This window comes from Rhodanobacter sp. C06, from assembly GCF_002001105.1.
Taxonomy (GTDB): domain Bacteria; phylum Pseudomonadota; class Gammaproteobacteria; order Xanthomonadales; family Rhodanobacteraceae; genus Rhodanobacter_A.
Map to the genome: position 1 here is coordinate 163,947 of NZ_MUNP01000043.1, position 15,958 is coordinate 179,904.

A 15,958-nucleotide genomic window follows, 5' to 3' on the forward strand; every position below is an offset into this window, starting at 1 on the left:
CGTTCCTATGGTGTCGCGGTAGCAGGTGCGGCCGTCGTCGCCGCTGGCGCGGGCGACGAGCTGGCGGGCGCCGGCAGCGGTTCCACCTTGGTGCTGTCGCTGGGTCGCAGTGCCAGCCCGCCGTGCTTGTACAGGTCGCTGGCCACCTGGTAGTAGGCAATCGCGGTGTCCACCAGATCCTGCTTGATCGGCACCACGGGGGTAGCGTCGCCGGTGGCGAAGTCCGGCTTCAGCTGTTCCAGCCGCTTGCGCGGTTCGAGGATGGTTAGCGTGTCGCCGCGCACGTAGCCCAGCTTCTCGTAGGTGCCGGGGAAGGCGTGGCCTTGGTCCGGCGTGCGCTGGAACACGTCCTGGCCGAAGAAGCGCGAGCGATAGCTGAAGTCGAGCAGGCCGAGCAAGGTGGGCGGGATGTCGAGTTGGCCCATCAGCGCGTTCACGCGTTCCGGCTTGAATTGCTCCGGCGCGTAGATCCACAGCGGGATGTGGTAGCGGTTGATCGGGATGCTGGTCTTGCCCGCGCTGGAGGCGCAGTGGTCGGCGGTGATCACGAACACCGTGTCGGCGAAGTAGGGCTTCGCGCGCGCACGCTTGATGAAATCCTCGATCGACCAGTCGGTGTAGGCCACCGCGCCCGGTCGCGACGGTGCCTGCCACTTCACCCGTCCGGCCGGATAGGTGTACGGGCGGTGGTTCGAGGTGGTCATGATGTGCAGGAAGAACGGCTTGCCCTCGTCGTGGATCTTGTCCATCTGGCTCAGCGCCAGCGTGTACAAGTCCTCGTCGGACACACCCCACACGTTCTGGCTGTGGATCACCGCGTCCTTCGGGATCGCGCCGCGGTCCACCGTCTGGTAGCCGTTGTGGCTGAAGAAGTAGTTCATGTTGTCGAAGTAGCCGTAGCCACCGTACACGAACTGCGACACGTAGCCGCGATCATTGAAGATGCTGGCCAGCGAGAACAGGTTCTCGTTGCCCTTCTCGCGCACCAGCGAATCGCCCGGCGTGGGCGGCACCGACAGCGACAGCGCTTCCAGCCCGCGCACCGTGCGCGTGCCGTTCGCGTAGAGGTTGTCGAAGAAGATGCTCTTGTCCACCAGCGAGTCGAGGAAGGGCGTGAGGTGCTCGGTGTTGCCGAAGGTGCCGAGGTAGTCGCCGGACAGGCTTTCCACGCTGATCAGCACCACGTTGAGGTGCTTCTCCGGGCCGCTGGCGCGGATCTCGCGGGTGAGGTCGCGCGGGTCGTTGCTGACGAAGCTCGCGTTCGGGGCCTTGAGATCCTCGCGGATCAGCTTGAACGCCTCCGCGTCGGGCAGGCTGCGGTAGAACTTCTTGTAGTCGAGATGGCTGGAGCGGAACGCCGCGAAGAACTGGTAGATGCCGTTGCCGGCCAGCTCGTTGACGTAGTTGTTGGCGCTGCGGTCCTTCATCTCGCCGTTGACCGCGGCCACCGAGATCACGGTGAGCACCAGCCACACCAGTGGCACGCGGGCGCGCTGCATCAGCGTGCTGCCGTCGTCGCGCGCACGCAGGCCACGCCGGGAGAGTACGAACACCACCAGCGCCAGCACCACCAGCAAGGCCAGCCAGGTGCCGACGGGGTAGGACTCGCGGATGTTGCCGATCACCTCGGTGGTGTAGACGAGATAGTCCACCGCGATGAAGTTGAAGCGCGAGCTGAACTCGTTCCAGAACACCAGCTCCGACGCCGCCACGAACAGCAGGCCGTACAGCAGGGCAAGGCCCAGGACGTACAGCCCCCACTGCCCGCTGGCGCGGCTGTAGGCCAGCGCAGGCAGCGGCAGGAAGAACAGGAACACCGGGATCAGCGGCCGCACGTCCTTCAGGTGCGCGTGCCACATGAGGTGCAGCACGCCGAAGCAGGCGGCAAACAGCAGCACCAGGATGGCGAGCCAGGCCAGCCAGCGCCCCAGCCCCGCCACCGTCGCGCGCCGGGTCGGTACCAGCCACAGGAACAGCACCATCGGCCACGCCAGGTACAGGTAGGTGACCAGGTCGTAGCCCAGCCCCACGCCGAACGCGTAGAGCCAGTGCAGCGGGTTCGGCGCCACGTTGCTGCCGGACATCACCAGCAGCACGACGCGGGTGACGAACGAGATCGCGAGATAGGTGATGCCCAGCCACCACAGCGGCCGGAACCGCTGGCGCAGCGGCGAAGAGTTGAACAGGGCGCGCGACACGGGCAGCTCCAGGCGACGAGGGAAACGAAGACGTGCCGGCACGGGGCAGGCCGGCGTCCATGCAGGCGTTATACCTGCATGGGCTTAGATGTTACATAGTTTCATTTCGGGAGGTCGGCGATCGCGGCAATGCGGGCCCGCTCCATCGCCGCGCCGATCGCCGGCCCCGCGAGTCCCTGCGCCACGAACGGCGCCGCGGTCACCGCGGCCGCGGCCGCACGGGCGCGGCGCAGCCGGTCGGCCTGCGGGTAGTCGTCGCGCTCGTGGCCCAGCCGGCCGCGCTTGTCCGCGAGGCAGGCGGCGAGAAAGGTTTCCAGCCGTTCGGGCCGGCGCAGCGCGTCCAGCGCGGCCAGCAGTTTCAGCACCGTGGCGGCCTTCAGCTCCAGCGCGCGATGCGCGTTCAGGTGCTCACGGCAGACCAGTTCGGCCAGCGCCGCATGCTCGGCCGGCACCTTCAGCCGCGCCGCCAAGGCACGCAGCGGCGCCACGCCGCGCTGTTCGTGCATCACGTGCCGCGGCAGTTCGGCGGCCGGCGTCAGCGCCTTGCCGAGGTCGTGGGTGAGCGCGCAGAAACCCACGAGGTCGTCGCCTGGCGCGATCATCGCCGCAGCGTCCAGCACCATTTCCACATGGATGCCGGTGTCGATCTCGGGGTGGAACTCCGCACGCTGCGGCACGCCGTACAGCGCATCGACTTCCGGAAACAGCACGCGCAGCGCACCCGTCTCGCGCAGCACGCGCAGGAAGGCGGACGGCTGCTCCTCGGCCAGCGCCTTGCGCGTCTCCGCCCACACCCGTTCGGGCACCAGGTGATCCACCTCGCCGTCGGCCACCATCTGCCGCAGCAGCACCATGGTCTCGTCCGCCACGGTGAAGCCCAGCGGCGCAAAGCGCGCGGCGAAGCGCGCCACCCGCAGCAGGCGCACGGGATCTTCCACGAAGGCCGGCGAGACATGGCGCAGCACGCGCGCCGCGAGGTCGCGCACGCCGCCGTAGGGGTCGATCAGCGCGCCGTGTTCGTCCTGCGCGATCGCGTTGATCGTGAGGTCGCGCCGCGCCAGATCCTGCTCCAGCGTCACCGCGGGATCGGCGTGGAACTCGAAGCCGTGGTAGCCGCGCCCGCTCTTGCGCTCGGTGCGCGCCAGCGCATGTTCCTCGCCGGTTTGCGGGTGCAGGAACACCGGGAAATCCTTGCCCACCGGCTTGTAGCCCAGCGCCAGCAGGTCTTCAGGGCGCGCGCCGGTCACCACGTAGTCGCGGTCGCCCTCCGGCCGTCCCAGCAGCTTGTCGCGGACCGCCCCGCCGACGAGATAGATGCGCATGGCGGAATTGTGGCATGTGCGGCGTCGGGGTTGCGGATAAGGGAAACCTAAGCCCGGCGACCTAGGTTCAGGCGTGGCGTCGGTTGCATGACCCAATCGATGGTTGTGCACCACGGTCCATGCGATGCGTTTGCTACGCTTGTCACTCGGCGAATGGGGTTTGTGTCGTCATCCACAGGAGGTGTCTATGAAGAAGCAGATCGGGGTTGTGATGTTGGCCGGCGCGCTGGCCATGCTGGGAGGCACGGCGATGGCGTCTTCCGGTGCGCTCTCCGCACCCAAGCCCAAGGTCTTGGCGGTGCTGGTCCAGGTGGATGCACAGGGACACGTCACCAAGGCGCTGCCATCCCTGCCGTTGGACCCTGAATTTCAGCGCATGTTGGTCAAGACGCTGGATGGCTGGATCACCCGTCCCGCCAGCATCAAGGGCCACCCCGTGACCAGCCAAATGATCATCAACGTGGCTCTGCAAGCGAAGCCGCGCAAGGATGGCGATTACGACGCGAACTTTGCCTATGTGTCGAGTCTGCCATCGCCATATGGCGCGGCGGCACACTGGGTGTGGAGCAGCAACGGCAATCAGCTGGCGCTGGTGAGCGACTCTGGCACCACGAACATGGCGCATTGGCACCCGCAGCCCGAAGAGCGCTACAGCCAGTCCAGTTTTGCATCGAGCCGTACCTCGCAGAACATGCCCAGTTCAGCTAGTCAGCCGACCGCTGCTGGCAATGCCTCGGCCGGGTCAGGCACGACCAACAGCAAGCACTGAACTTAGAAGATGGAAATCGGGAGGGTCTTCGCAGCGCGAAGGCTCGCCTGCCCCCTTATCATGTTGGGTACGATCGATCCATCGTCGCATCAATGGTGGCTGCTGCCCGCAGTCGTCGGCGTGGCTCGGAAGCTGCCGCCCGTTGATGTCGCGATCGCCGGGGGCTGCATCGAACCGGCGGGTGCGGGTGGTGGCGCGGGGCAATCCACGGTCTTGCGCGGCGTCATGCCGTTCGGCAGCGCGTAAGGCTGCCCGATCGGGGTGAGCCGGTCGGACATCGGCAGCACCTTGCCGTGCAGGCGCCAGTCGTACATCACGCTGTAGTCCATCACGCGCGCCACGTATTCGCGGGTTTCCTTGTACGGGATGGTGGCGATGAACAGGTCGGGCGGTAGCGAACTGCGCGCGCTCACCCACTGGTCGACGCGGTTGGGGCCGGCGTTGTAGGCGGCGCTGGCGAGCCAGGGCGCGCCGTTGAAGCGCGCCGCCACCTGCGCCAAGTAGCGCGTGCCCAGCGCGATGTTCACCGCGGGGTCGTACAGGCTGTCGCCGCCGGTCCACGCCAGGCCGTTGCGCTTGGCCACCAGGGCGGCGGTGGCGGGCACCAGCTGCATCAGGCCGCGCGCGTCGGCACCGGAGCGTGCATCGCTCATCCAGGCGCTTTCAGCGCGCAGGATGCCGTAGGCCCAGGCGGGATCGATGCCGGCCTGCTCGGCCTGCGGCACCAGGCCGTCCTGGCTGGCCAGCGGGAAGCGCAGCGTGTAGTAGCGCATCGCGTCGTCGTGGTTGAGGGTGAACGCCGCGCGGTCGTACCAGCCGCGGGCGTCCGCCAGTTCGACGGCCAGAACCTGCGTGCGTTCGTCGGCGCCATCCAGTGCGCGCGACCATTCGCGCCGCGCCAGCTTCGGCAGGTCCACCGCGAACAGCTCGAACGCACGCAGCAGGCCGGGCTGCGCGAGCAGCGCCTGTTCCTGCTGCGGGTCGTCGGCATGGGTACGCGGGCAGATCGCGTAGGGTTGCTTGATCTGGTCGGCGGCGAGGAAGCCGAAGAAGGTGGTCGCATCGGCCAGTTCGGCGTAGATCGCCTGCGCCTGCTCGGTGTGGCCGGTGGCGGCCAGGGCGCGGGCGCGAAACCAGCGCCATTCGGCATCCTGCTGCTGCGCCGCCGGCATCGCCGCGATCGCCACCAGCACGGCCGGCCAGTCCTGCGCGGCCAGCGCGACGCGCACGCGCCATTCGCGGGTAGCGGCGGTCTGCGCAGCGGCGGGCAGGGCGATCAGGCGCTGCAGTGCGTTCGTGTCGAAGTCGGTGGCGTGGAACAGCGCCAGCGCGCGCAGGACCGCATTGCGTTGCGTGGTGCTGAACTGGAAGCGCGTTTGCAGTTGCTGCCAGGCCGTGTCGGCGGCGGGCGTGTCGCGGCGCGCCTGGCGCTCCAGCGCCAGCGTGGCGGCCTGGCGCGCGCGCGCGGTGTCGGGCCAGCTCGCGGCAGCGGCCACGGCGGAAGCGGGATCGCGCAGCGCTTGCGCCAGCCACTGCGCTTCCTGGTTCTGCGGCGCGGGCAGCCAGTTGGCCAGCACGGCGATGGTGCCGCCCTTGCCGGCGTCGACGGCACGGTCGATGCGCGCCCACAGGCGCGGCGTGGTCAGCAGGCCCTGGTCGTGCGAGGTCTGCAGCACGGAGTCGCAGGCGCCGGGCAGTTCGGGCCGGGTCCACAGATCGGCGAGGTCGCGGTCGAAGTCCAGCGTGGCGCCGCCCGCCATGCGTGCCTGCAGCGCGTCGCAGGCGAGCGCGTCGCCCATGCCGGGCTGGTACAGCGCGAGGTAACCGCTCCAGTCCTGGCGCCGCGCGAGCTCCAGCAGGAAGTCGCGGCGCAGGTCTTGCGCGGGGATCAGGTCCGGATATTTCGCGAGATACGTCTGCACCGTGGCCAAGTCGGTCTGGCGGATGTCGTGCTCCAGTGCGGCGGCGGGCAGGTAGGGATAGAGCGGGTAATTGCGCAGCTTCGCGGCGTACGCGCGCCAGCCGTCGCCGCCCTGCTGGGCCGCGGCCCAGGCCTGCTTGAACGCGGCGCGCTGTGCTGCGGTCGGAGTGGCCGCGCGCGCACCGACGGCGACGAGCAGGGCGCCGCAACTCAACAGCAGGGCCGACAGGCGGGTGAGGGAATGGCGCCGCGGCGCTGCCTTCGCAAACATGCAAACTCCTTGGTGATCCCTTGTGCCGATTGTAGTGGAAGCGCCTGAATGCACCGGCGCGCGCCGCGGCTTGCGCGCGCTGCGCGCCTGATAAGCTGGCGCACCTCGCTCCCGTTCGCGCAGGCTTGGCATGTCGTTTTCTCCCTCGTCCCGCGGCCGTCGCCTCGTCGCCTGGCTGGCGCTGGTGTCGTTCGCCTTGGCCGGCGCAGCGTGGTGGTGGTGCAAGGGCCGTCCGGTGGAGCTGCCGGATGCGCCTTCGGCGCGCATCGCCTGCGTCTCCTACGCGCCGTTCCGCGAAGCGGGCGAAACGCCGCTGGATCCGCGTGCCTTTGTCAGCCCCGCGCGCATCGACGCCGACCTGCACGCGTTGTCCGAGCGTTTCGATTGCGTGCGCACGTACTCGCAGGGGCAGGGCCTGTCCGCGGTGCCGGGTATCGCGGCGCGCTATCACATGCAGGTGCTGATGGGCATCTGGCTGGATCGCGATGCCAAGGCGAACGCCGAACAGGTCGCGCTGGGCATTGCCACAGCGCGTGCGCATCCCGATGTGCTGCGCGGGGTGATCGTCGGCAACGAGGTGCTGCTGCGCGGCGAGTTGTCGAGCAAGGAAATCGCCGGCTATCTGCGCGAGGTGCGCACGGCGCTGCCGGCGGACATTCCGGTGAGCTATGCCGACGTGTGGGAATACTGGCTGCGTCATCCGGAACTCGCCGGCGCGGTGGACTTCATCACCATCCACATCCTGCCGTACTGGGAGGACCAGCCGGTGCCGCCGGAGCGCGCGATCAGGCACGTCGAGGATGTCTACGCGAAGGTCGAGCAGGCGTTTCCGGGCAAGCGCGTGATGATTGGCGAGACCGGCTGGCCCAGCGCAGGCCGGCCGCGCCGCGATGCCGTGGCCAGCCGGGTGAACGAGGCGCGTTATCTGCGCGAATTCCTCCGCTACGCGGCCAGCGTGCATATGCCGTACAACGTGATCGAGGCCTTCGACCAGCCGTGGAAGCGTGCGCAGGAGGGCACGGTAGGCGGCTACTGGGGCATCTTCGATGCGCAGGCGCGGCCGAAGTTCGCGATGCAGGGGCCGGTGGTGGAGATCCCGCGCTGGTGGCTGGGCTGGCTGGCCGGCGCGGCCGGCGCGGCCCTGTTCGTGCTGGCCGGCCTGCGTCGCCGGCGCTGGGAGCGACGGCGTGGCTGGACGGCGCTGGGCCTGGCCGGTTTCGCCAGCGGCTGCGCGCTGGCCTGGCAATGGCGGCAGATGAGCTATGCCTGTCGCGATGACTGGGAGTGGATCGTTTCCATCGTTGCCTGCGTGGTCGCGCTGGTGACCGCGCTGCGGCTGGCGAGCTGGCTGGCTGGACGAGTGGCGGGCGCGCCATGCAAGCCGGCGCCGGCGGGGCGGCTGCGTTTCGTCTGGCTGTTCCTGCTGACGCTGTACGGCCTGTTGCTGGTGTTCGACGGCCGCTACCGCGACTTCCCGCTTGGCTTGTTCGCGCTGCCTTGCGCGGGTTATGCGCTGACGGCGTGGCTGAACGAGCGCGTGCGAACGCCCACGCGCGAGGCGTTGTTCCTCGCCGCATGGCTTCCACTGCTGGCCGCCGTGGTGGTGGTGCTGGAGCTGGGCGAAAACCCGTCGACTTGGCTGTGGCTGGCGCTCAACCTCGCCATCGCCGTGCCGGTGCTGCAGGCCGCATGGCAGGCGCGTGCCACCCGAGCGCGCGCAGGCGATATGCTCGGTTGATTCCATGGCGAGGATCGACAACATGCAACTGGACAAGCAACGCATCGTGGTGACCGGTGCCTTCGGCACCTTGGGCGCAGCAGTGGTGCGCGCCGCGCTGGACGCAGGCGCCGCGGTGGCGGCGATCGACCGCGCGCCGGTGCCGGCGAACCTGGGCGCGGCGCACGGCTTCGGCGGCGTGGACCTGGCCGACACCGCCGCGGCGAAGCATGCGATCGACGCCGCGGCCGAGGCATTGGGCGGGCTCGACGCGCTGGTGAACATCGCTGGCACCTTCCGCTGGGAGACCCTGGCCGACGGCGATCCGGAAACCTGGGATCTGCTCTACCGGATCAACCTGCGCACCGCGGTGGCGGCGAGCAAGGCCGCGCTGCCGCACCTGCCCGACGGGCGCGGGCGCATCGTCAACATTGGCGCGAACTCGGCGTTGAAAGCCGGCGCCGGCGTGGGCGCCTATACCGCGTCGAAGTCGGGTGTGATGCGCTTCACCGAGTCTCTGGCCGAGGAGCTGAAGCCGCGCGGCATCACCGTCAATGCGCTGCTGCCCAGCATCATCGACACTCCGCCGAACCGTGCCGACATGCCCAAGGCGGATTTCAGCTGCTGGGTACGGCCGGAGCAGTTGGCGGGTGTGATCGTGTTCCTGCTGTCGGATGCGGCCAGCGCGATCACCGGCGCGCTGATTCCGGTCACCGGGCGGGTGTAGTTGCCCCGACGTTGCTGCCTGTGCCCTGCGAATGCACCAGGCGCAGGCAGCCGACCAGCAGCGCCAGTGCACCCGGCTCGTAGTTGTAGAGCTGCAACGCAACCGCACCCAGCGCCGCCGCCAGCCACGCCAGCGCGCGCGAGCGGCGCAGCAGCGCCAGCACCGCGGCAACGAGCGCGATCACGCCATAGACGTCATGCAGAAAGCCCAGCACCAGCGCCTGGCGCAGCGCGCACCAGGCGGGTGCCTGCGCCGCCGTGCACAGCTGCGCCATCGCGGGTGGCTCGATCAGGCCGTAGCGCAGCCCCGCCGCGGCCAAGCCGACCAGCACCAGCAGCAGCCACGGTGTCAGGGTGCGCAGCCAGCGGGCGCTCATCGACGGTCTCCGCGAGCAGGTGGGGTCGTGGGCAGGCGGATCTCCGCCGCCAGCGCGAGATGGTCGGAGAACGCCTGCGGCAGCGTCCATACCTTCTCCAGCGCCACCGAGGGCGAGACGAGGATGTGGTCCAGTGCGCGTTTCGGCTTCCAGCTGGGAAAGGTGGGCGTGGGCTGCATGGGTGGCTGCAGGCGCGTGCGGGCGAACAGCTGGCGCATCTCGGTGCTCCCGAGCTCGGTGTTGAGGTCGCCCATCAGCACCACGTGCGGATGGTCCTGCAGGATCTCGGCGATGAAGCCCAGCTGGCGCGCGCGCGTGGGCGCACGCAGCGAGAGGTGGGCGATCATCACGGCGAGCGCGCCTTCGCCTTCGCCGAAGCGCACCAGCAAGGCGCCGCGGCCGTGGCCGGGCAACGGATAGTCGATCACCGCGCTGGGTTCGATGCGGCTGATCAGCCCGTTCGCGGTATGCGACAGCTTCGCCACCGGGCGGTTCGGCTGGTGGCTCCAGTACGGCATGCCGGCGGTTTCGGCGAGGTAGCGCGTCTGGTTGAGGAAGCCCGAGCGCAGGCTGCCGGCGTCGACTTCCTGCAGCCCGATCACGTCAAACTGCGGCAGCAGCGCGGCGAGGCGGTCGAGGTTGTCGATCTTGCTGCGCCCCGGCAATACCGCATTGAGGCTGCGGGTGACGTATTCGCTGTAGCGCTGCACGCTGGCGCCGGCGAGGATGTTGCAGCTCAGCAGGCGCAGGCGGTGTTCGGCGGCGGCGGGGACGGGGGCGGCACGGTTCATCAGGCTGCGTACGGTACACGCGAAAGGCCGCAGCGAACGTGAACGCCCGCGCGGCCAGCGTTCAGGCGATTACTTGCCGCCCTTGTCCGCCTCGGCCAGTTCGCGCTTGGCCAGCCACTGTGCCACCGCGGACAGCTCGTCCAGGGTGTGCACGTTGGTGACGCGGTACTTGCCGTCGATCACGATCGATGGCGTGCCGTCGACGCCCCACTTCTGGATCAACGCCAGGTCCGCCTTCAGCTTCGCGGTGGCGGCGTCGGAGGTGGCGAGGCGCATGAACTCGGCGCGGTTCACGCCTTCGCGGGCGTAGTAGTCGGCCAGTTCGTCCATCGTGTTGATCGGATAGTGCTGGGCAAACTTGGCCACGAACAGCTGCAGGTGGGTGCGATCCGCCACGCCCAGCTGCTTGGCTGCGTAGTAGGCGCGCGCGAACGGCAGCCACTCGGCGCTGAACGGCGCCGGCACCAGCTCGAACTTGACGCCCTTGGGCAGCGACTCCTTCAGCTTCTCGGCGATGGGCGCGAACTCGGCGCAATGGATGCAGCCGTAGGAGAACACCTCGGCCACCTCGACCTTGCCCTCATCGCTGTAGCGCTGGTGCGGGCCGGGCAGGGTCACGTACTGGTCGCCCTCGGTGTACGGGGCGGGCGTGCCGGATTGAGCGGTGCAGGCGCTGGCGAGCGCGAGGCCGACGAGCAGGGTGATGGTGCGCAGACGGGCGAGGTGCTTCATCGAAGGATGCTCGGGGAGTGGTTTCAGGAAGAGGGCGTCGCGGCTGAAGCCGCTCCTACTTGCCGGCACCGGCGGCGGCTTCCTTGGCCACCAGCCACTGGGTCAGCTCGATCGCGCGTTGCACGGTGTGCACGTCTGAGGGCGAGAAGCGGTACTTGCCGTCCACCACGATGGTGGGCGTGCCGGGCACGCCGTAGGCCTTGATGAGGTCGTCGGCCTGCTTCATCTTGGTGTTGACCGAGAAGGAGTTGGCCACCGCCACGAATTCCTTGGGGTCCACGCCGTACTTCGCGTAGAACTTCGCGATGTCCTCGATCGTGGGCCACGCGCCCTTGGGCTTGGGGCGGCCGGTGTTGAGGTCGTAGGTGGCGGTCTCGCCGGTCTTCCAGGTGGCGTCGAACATCGCGTCCTGGGTCTTGGCGCGCACACCCAGCGCCTCGGCGGCGTAGAACGCGCGCTGGTACAGGGGCCAGTTCTCGTCGGGACGGAAGGCGGCGGGCAGGTAATGCACCACGGCATCCGCCGGCAGGCTCTTCTCGATCTGGTCCATCGCGATGTGGAAGCTGTTGCAGGCCGGGCAGGCGTAGGAGAACACCTCCACCACCTCGATCTTGTCGGTGGCGACGGCTTTGGGCTGGGCCGGGTCGATGCGGAAGTAATCCTTGCCCTCGACCCACTTGCCGTCGTCGACGAAGGGCGCGGCGGCGGGCGGGGTCGCGGCTGCCGTCGTTGCTGCGGCCGCGGGCGTGGCCGTGCTTGCCGCGGTGGTCGGCGCGGCACTGGCTGCCGGTGCCGGTGCGTTGGCGGTCGCGGGCGCAGCCGGTGCCGTCGCGGCGGTGCTGGTGGCCGCGGGCGTGGTCGGCGCGGCCGTGCCGTTGTCGCTGGAATGGCCGCAGGCGGTCAGCGCCAGCAGGGCGGCGCACAGGATAGCCAGACGCTTCAACATGGGTTACCTCGGTGGTGCGGGTACGCGGGACGCGGATGCGCAGACTTGTCGCCGGCGCATCCGGCGGAGGATCAAGGCGTGGCTGCGGCCGGCTTCTGCAGGTCTTCCGCAGTGGCCGGATGCAGGCCTTCGACGTAGCTGGCCAGCGCGGCGATGTCGTCCGTACTCAGTTTCTGGGCAATCGCCGGCATGATTTGCGAGTGCGCATCCGTGCCCCAGCTGGTGCCGTCATGCCAAGCCTTCAGCGTGGCCTGGACGTACTGCGCGTGCTGGCTCTCCAGCTGTGGGTACATCGCGCCGGGATTGCCGCGGCCGTCGATGCTGTGGCAAGCCATGCAGGCGGGAATGCCGCGCTTGACGTCGCCCTCGCGGAACAGCTGCTGGCCGTGCTCGACCAGCGCCTGATCGGCCACGCCGGGCAGCGCGGTCTTGCTGGCGAAGTAGGCGCCGATGTCGTGCATGTCCTGTTCGGACAGCGGCGTGGCCATGCCCAGCATGATCGGGTTCTGGCGCCGGCCGCTCTTGAAGTTCTGCAGCTGGTGGACGATGTACTGCTCGCTCTGTCCGGCCAGCTTGGGGTATTGCGGATCGGTGGAGTTGCCGTCCATGCCGTGGCAGGCGCCGCAGGCGGCGGCCTTGGCCTGGCCCGCGGTGGCGTCGCCCGGCTTCGTCGCGGCTTCGGCGGCCGGCGCGGCAGCGGCGGGTTGGTCGGTCGTGGCGGCCGCGGCCGGTGCGGCTGTCGACTTGGCGGCATCCTGTGCCACCGCCGTGCCTGCAGCCAGGGCGAAGATCAGGACCGCGGCGGAACCCAGCGCGGCGGGTCGAGAACCTGCGAACCGAAAACCCATACACTTCCCCTCTCAGAAACTGTCGAAGGCTGCCACCGCTTGCCGGTACCGGCGCCACGGGCAGAAACCATCGGATTATCCCCGTGCCTTCGCGCTCCGGTCAAACCATGCCCAATCCCCTGCAAGGCGCGCATTTCGTGCTCGCCGCCCACCGCATCAGCCAACTGCCCGCCGATACGGGCGCCGAGGTGGCGTTCGCCGGCCGCTCCAACGCGGGCAAGTCCAGCGCGCTCAACGCGCTCACCAACCACAAGGGCCTGGCACGCACCTCGAAGACGCCCGGCCGCACGCAGCAGATGGTGGCGTTCGCGCTGCCGCCGCTGGTGCAGGGCGAGGGCGCGCCGCTGCTGGAGGCTCGCCTGATCGACCTGCCCGGCTACGGCTATGCCAAGGTGCCGCTGGAGATGCGCGAGCACTGGAAGCAGGAGATCGACGCTTACCTGCATCGGCGCCAGAGCCTGCGCGGCGTGGTGCTGATCGCAGACATCCGCCATCCGCTCAAGGAGTTCGACCGGATGATGCTGGATTTCTGCTTCGCCACCGGCCTGCCTTGCCACCTGTTGCTGACCAAGGCCGACAAGCTCTCGCGCAACCAGGCCGCGCAGGCGCTGGCGGCGATGCGCAAGAGCTTTCCCGACGGCCTGCACGCCACTGCCCAGGTGTTTTCCGCGCCCGCCGGCACCGGCGTGGACGAGGCGCGCGAACGGGTGGTGGAACTGCTGAGTACGCCGCGGTTGTAGGAGCGCACCCTGTGCGCGATGGCTCTGGCGCTGAACAAAACCAGAGACCATCGCGCACAGGGTGCGCTCCTACGCGCGACATGCGGCGCGCATGCGCGGCAGATCGTCGCAGTCTGCGGGAAAGGCGCGATCTAAGCCTCGAGGGCTTCCATGAACACCGCGCACAGCGTCTCCATGCCGGCGCGGTCCTCCGCGTCGAAGCGCGCCACGTGCGGGCTGTCCACGTCCCATACGCCGAGCAGGCTGCCGTCGGCCTGCACCAGCGGCACCACGATCTCCGATTGCGAGGCGGCGTCGCAGGCGATGTGGCCGTCGAACGCGTTGACGTCGCGCACCAGCTGCGTCTGCCGTGTCTGCGCCGCCGTGCCGCATACGCCACGGCCCAGCGCGATGCGGATGCAGGCCGGCTTGCCCTGGAACGGTCCGACCACGAGTTCCTTGCCGTCGTACAGGTAGAAGCCGCACCAGTTGAGCCCGGGCAGGCTGTGGAATACCAGCGCGGAGAAGTTCGCCGCGTTCGCGATCAGGCTGGGTTCGCCGTGCAGGAGGCCCCGCGCCTGCTGCGCGAGGTCGGCATAGTGTTCGCGCTTGTTCGCGTAGGCCTGGGTTTTCACTTCGAACATGGTGCGCTCGCAAGAGTCTGGCGTCGACCGGCTGCGGTGAGCCGAGGGAATGGCTTTTCGCCGCTGATCGCCCGAACGCAGTCCAGTCGAACGGCAAGAACGAAGCCGGAACCCGTATTATGCGCGGGTCGCACGGATGAGGGTGGGACATGAGCCTGGTCGAACATCGCGAAGGCATCGAGGCGGGACGACTGGACATGTTCGTGGACGGCGCGTTCGCGTTCACGCTGACCTTGCTGGCCATCGGCGGCGAAACCATCCCGAACACGGCGGAGAAGCTGCTGCATATCCTGGCCGGCGTACCGGCGGCGGCGGTCTGCTTCGCCCAGATCGCCTGGATGTGGCACGGTCACGTGCGCTGGCGCCACCTGTGCACGCGAACCTCGCGAACCGGTCTGCTGCTGTCGCTGACGCTGGTGTTCTTCGCGTTGATCTTCGTCTATCCATTGCACATGGTGTACGGCGCAGCGTTGTACGGCCTCAGCGGCGGCGTGCTCTCCAGTGACATCGCGCTGCAATCGCCTGCCGATGGGCGGATCATGTTCGCCTGCTACGGCCTCGCCTTTACGTGCATGGCCGGCACCTTGGTCATGCTCTTTCGGCATGCCGCGCGTCTGGTGGACACCAGCGCCGAAGCACACCGGCAGGCCGGCATCCAGGCGTTGGTCTGGAGCATTCCGGCCGTGGTCGGAATGCTCTCGGCGCTGACCGCGCTGCTGGTTCCGGAAGGACTGTTGTCGCTGGCGGGCCTCGAATACATCCTGCTGGGCCTGATCGGCCCGGCAATCATTTGGTACAAGCGCCGGCATCCCGTCGCATGAGCACGGCGCTGTTCATCGCCGGCACCGACACCGGCATCGGCAAGACCCACGCCAGTTGCGCGTTGCTGCATGCGCTGCGCGCGGCCGGCCTGCGCAGCACCGGCATGAAGCCGGTGGCCAGCGGCTGCATCGAGACCATGCACGGCCTGCAGAACGAGGATGCGCTGGCGCTGCGCGCGGCCAGCAGCGCGCCGCTGCCGCCTTATTCGCGCAGCAATCCGGTGGCATTGCGCGAACCCTTGTCGCCGCATCTGGCGGCTGCACACGAGGGCGTGACGATCGCCTTGCCACCCTTGCGCGCCGCGTTCGACGCGCTGTGCGCCGAACACGACGTGGTGGTGGTGGAGAGCGTGGGCGGCTGGCGCGTGCCGCTGGCGCCTGGACTATTCGCCTCCGACATCGCGAAGGCGTGGGAGCTGCCGGTGGTCTTCGTGGTGGGGCTCAGGCTGGGCTGTCTCAGCCACAGTTTGCTCAGCGTCGAAGCCATCCTGGCCGACGGCTGCCGCCTCGCCGGCTGGATCGGCAACCGCATCGATCCGGCGATGGACGCGCTGGAGGAAAACCTCGCCACCTTGCGCGAGCTGCTGCCCGCGCCCTGCCTCGGCGTGCTGCCGCATGGCGTGGCGCCGGCGCAGGCGGTCGCCGCGCTCGATCTGGCCCGGTTGCTCGCTTGAATTCACGTTCGGCATGCCGCGGCTTGCGCATGCTGGCGGGCATGCACAAGGGGGCGCCATGAGCAGCCGCAACCACTACTACCTTTCCATCGCGGATCTCGTCCATGCACGCGGCAGCGATCCCGCGCTGAGCTGGGACGGCGCGGGCCCCGCCGACTTCGCCGCCGCGCTGGAGGAGGCCTTGCACAGTCCGGCGCTGTTCGAGCACTGGCGCGCGCAGCAACCGGAGCCGGACGAGGTGGACCCCGCGCTGGGCGCCACCGATGCGCAGGCGCAGGTGCATGCCAAGGTGGCCGACCTGCATGTCGAGGTGGACGTGCTGACCAGTCTGCCGATGAGCCTGTTGCGCCAGCGCCTGAACTGGCTGATCGGTGCGGCGTGGCAGCTGCGCGACGTGCGCCAGGCATGAATCGCGCGGCGGCCTGCGACGGTTCGCTGCGCTGCGGCTGGCAAAATCCGGTCCGGTGTCGTTAGAGTCGGCG

General features: G+C 68.9%; 16 protein-coding genes. 7 read left to right on the forward strand and 9 right to left on the reverse strand.

Features of this window, described 5'->3' with window-relative positions:
• Positions 1–5 precede the first annotated feature (5 nt).
• Both B0E52_RS08270 and B0E52_RS08275 read right to left on the reverse strand, forming a co-directional pair.
• Positions 6–2,198 (reverse strand): LTA synthase family protein, encoded by a 2,193-nt coding sequence (locus tag B0E52_RS08270; RefSeq protein WP_254426744.1) that lies wholly within the window; start codon positions 2,196–2,198, stop codon positions 6–8.
• 101 nt (positions 2,199–2,299) lie between these two features.
• Complete coding sequence (locus B0E52_RS08275; protein ID WP_077483345.1) at positions 2,300–3,520, reverse strand: multifunctional CCA addition/repair protein; 1,221 nt, start codon at positions 3,518–3,520, stop codon at positions 2,300–2,302.
• Between the two features lie 187 nt (positions 3,521–3,707).
• Here B0E52_RS08275 and B0E52_RS08280 point away from each other — a divergent pair, with 187 nt between their 5' ends.
• Entirely contained in the window at positions 3,708–4,289 is a 582-nt protein-coding gene (locus tag B0E52_RS08280) for a hypothetical protein (RefSeq protein WP_077483346.1), read from the forward strand.
• An 89-nt stretch (positions 4,290–4,378) separates the two neighbouring features.
• Here B0E52_RS08280 and B0E52_RS08285 read toward each other — a convergent pair whose 3' ends face one another.
• A complete protein-coding gene (locus B0E52_RS08285) occupies positions 4,379–6,481 on the reverse strand; it encodes a transglycosylase SLT domain-containing protein (protein ID WP_077483347.1) in 2,103 nt (700 codons plus the stop codon).
• A 130-nt stretch (positions 6,482–6,611) separates the two neighbouring features.
• On the opposite strand from B0E52_RS08285, the gene B0E52_RS08290 reads away from it, so the two are divergent.
• Both B0E52_RS08290 and B0E52_RS08295 read left to right on the forward strand, forming a co-directional pair.
• The gene (locus B0E52_RS08290; RefSeq protein WP_077483348.1) at positions 6,612–8,219 is read left to right on the forward strand and encodes a glycoside hydrolase family 17; all 1,608 of its coding nucleotides are present in this window, start codon (positions 6,612–6,614) and stop codon (positions 8,217–8,219) included.
• A gap of 22 nt (positions 8,220–8,241) precedes the next feature.
• Positions 8,242–8,925: an SDR family NAD(P)-dependent oxidoreductase gene (locus B0E52_RS08295; protein ID WP_077483393.1), complete on the forward strand. Its 684-nt coding sequence runs from the start codon at positions 8,242–8,244 to the stop codon at positions 8,923–8,925.
• Here the strand turns inward: B0E52_RS08295 and B0E52_RS08300 are convergent.
• From B0E52_RS08300 to B0E52_RS08320, 5 genes are all read right to left on the reverse strand, one after another.
• Positions 8,909–9,301 (reverse strand): hypothetical protein, encoded by a 393-nt coding sequence (locus B0E52_RS08300; RefSeq protein WP_077483349.1) that lies wholly within the window; start codon positions 9,299–9,301, stop codon positions 8,909–8,911. The two genes, B0E52_RS08295 and B0E52_RS08300, sit on opposite strands and share 17 nt — an antisense overlap.
• On the reverse strand, positions 9,298–10,092 hold the full coding sequence (locus B0E52_RS08305) for an endonuclease/exonuclease/phosphatase family protein (protein WP_077483350.1): 795 nt from the start codon (positions 10,090–10,092) through the stop codon (positions 9,298–9,300). Before B0E52_RS08305 ends, B0E52_RS08300 begins: the two co-directional genes overlap by 4 nt.
• Positions 10,093–10,161: 69 nt before the next feature.
• On the reverse strand, positions 10,162–10,824 hold the full coding sequence (locus B0E52_RS08310) for a thiol:disulfide interchange protein DsbA/DsbL (RefSeq protein ID WP_077483351.1): 663 nt from the start codon (positions 10,822–10,824) through the stop codon (positions 10,162–10,164).
• 55 nt (positions 10,825–10,879) lie between these two features.
• Positions 10,880–11,770: a thiol:disulfide interchange protein DsbA/DsbL gene (locus tag B0E52_RS08315; RefSeq protein WP_077483352.1), complete on the reverse strand. Its 891-nt coding sequence runs from the start codon at positions 11,768–11,770 to the stop codon at positions 10,880–10,882.
• 71 nt (positions 11,771–11,841) lie between these two features.
• Entirely contained in the window at positions 11,842–12,618 is a 777-nt protein-coding gene (locus B0E52_RS08320; protein WP_077483353.1) for a c-type cytochrome, read from the reverse strand.
• Positions 12,619–12,725: 107 nt separating this feature from the next.
• Here B0E52_RS08320 and yihA point away from each other — a divergent pair, with 107 nt between their 5' ends.
• Entirely contained in the window at positions 12,726–13,358 is a 633-nt protein-coding gene (yihA, locus tag B0E52_RS08325) for a ribosome biogenesis GTP-binding protein YihA/YsxC (RefSeq protein WP_077483354.1), read from the forward strand.
• A gap of 131 nt (positions 13,359–13,489) precedes the next feature.
• Here the strand turns inward: yihA and B0E52_RS08330 are convergent, their stop codons facing one another.
• Complete coding sequence (locus B0E52_RS08330; RefSeq protein ID WP_077483355.1) at positions 13,490–13,981, reverse strand: GAF domain-containing protein; 492 nt, start codon at positions 13,979–13,981, stop codon at positions 13,490–13,492.
• Between the two features lie 149 nt (positions 13,982–14,130).
• Between B0E52_RS08330 and B0E52_RS08335 the strand changes: the two genes are divergently transcribed.
• Genes B0E52_RS08335 through B0E52_RS08345 form a run of 3 tightly spaced genes read left to right on the forward strand, consistent with a single transcriptional unit; the run spans position 14,131 to position 15,885 of the window.
• On the forward strand, positions 14,131–14,802 hold the full coding sequence (locus B0E52_RS08335; protein ID WP_077483356.1) for a TMEM175 family protein: 672 nt from the start codon (positions 14,131–14,133) through the stop codon (positions 14,800–14,802).
• On the forward strand, positions 14,799–15,476 hold the full coding sequence (bioD, locus tag B0E52_RS08340) for a dethiobiotin synthase (RefSeq protein ID WP_077483357.1): 678 nt from the start codon (positions 14,799–14,801) through the stop codon (positions 15,474–15,476). Before B0E52_RS08335 ends, bioD begins: the two co-directional genes overlap by 4 nt.
• A 58-nt stretch (positions 15,477–15,534) precedes the next feature.
• Positions 15,535–15,885: a hypothetical protein gene (locus tag B0E52_RS08345; protein ID WP_077483358.1), complete on the forward strand. Its 351-nt coding sequence runs from the start codon at positions 15,535–15,537 to the stop codon at positions 15,883–15,885.
• The last annotated feature ends 73 nt before the right edge of the window (positions 15,886–15,958 follow it).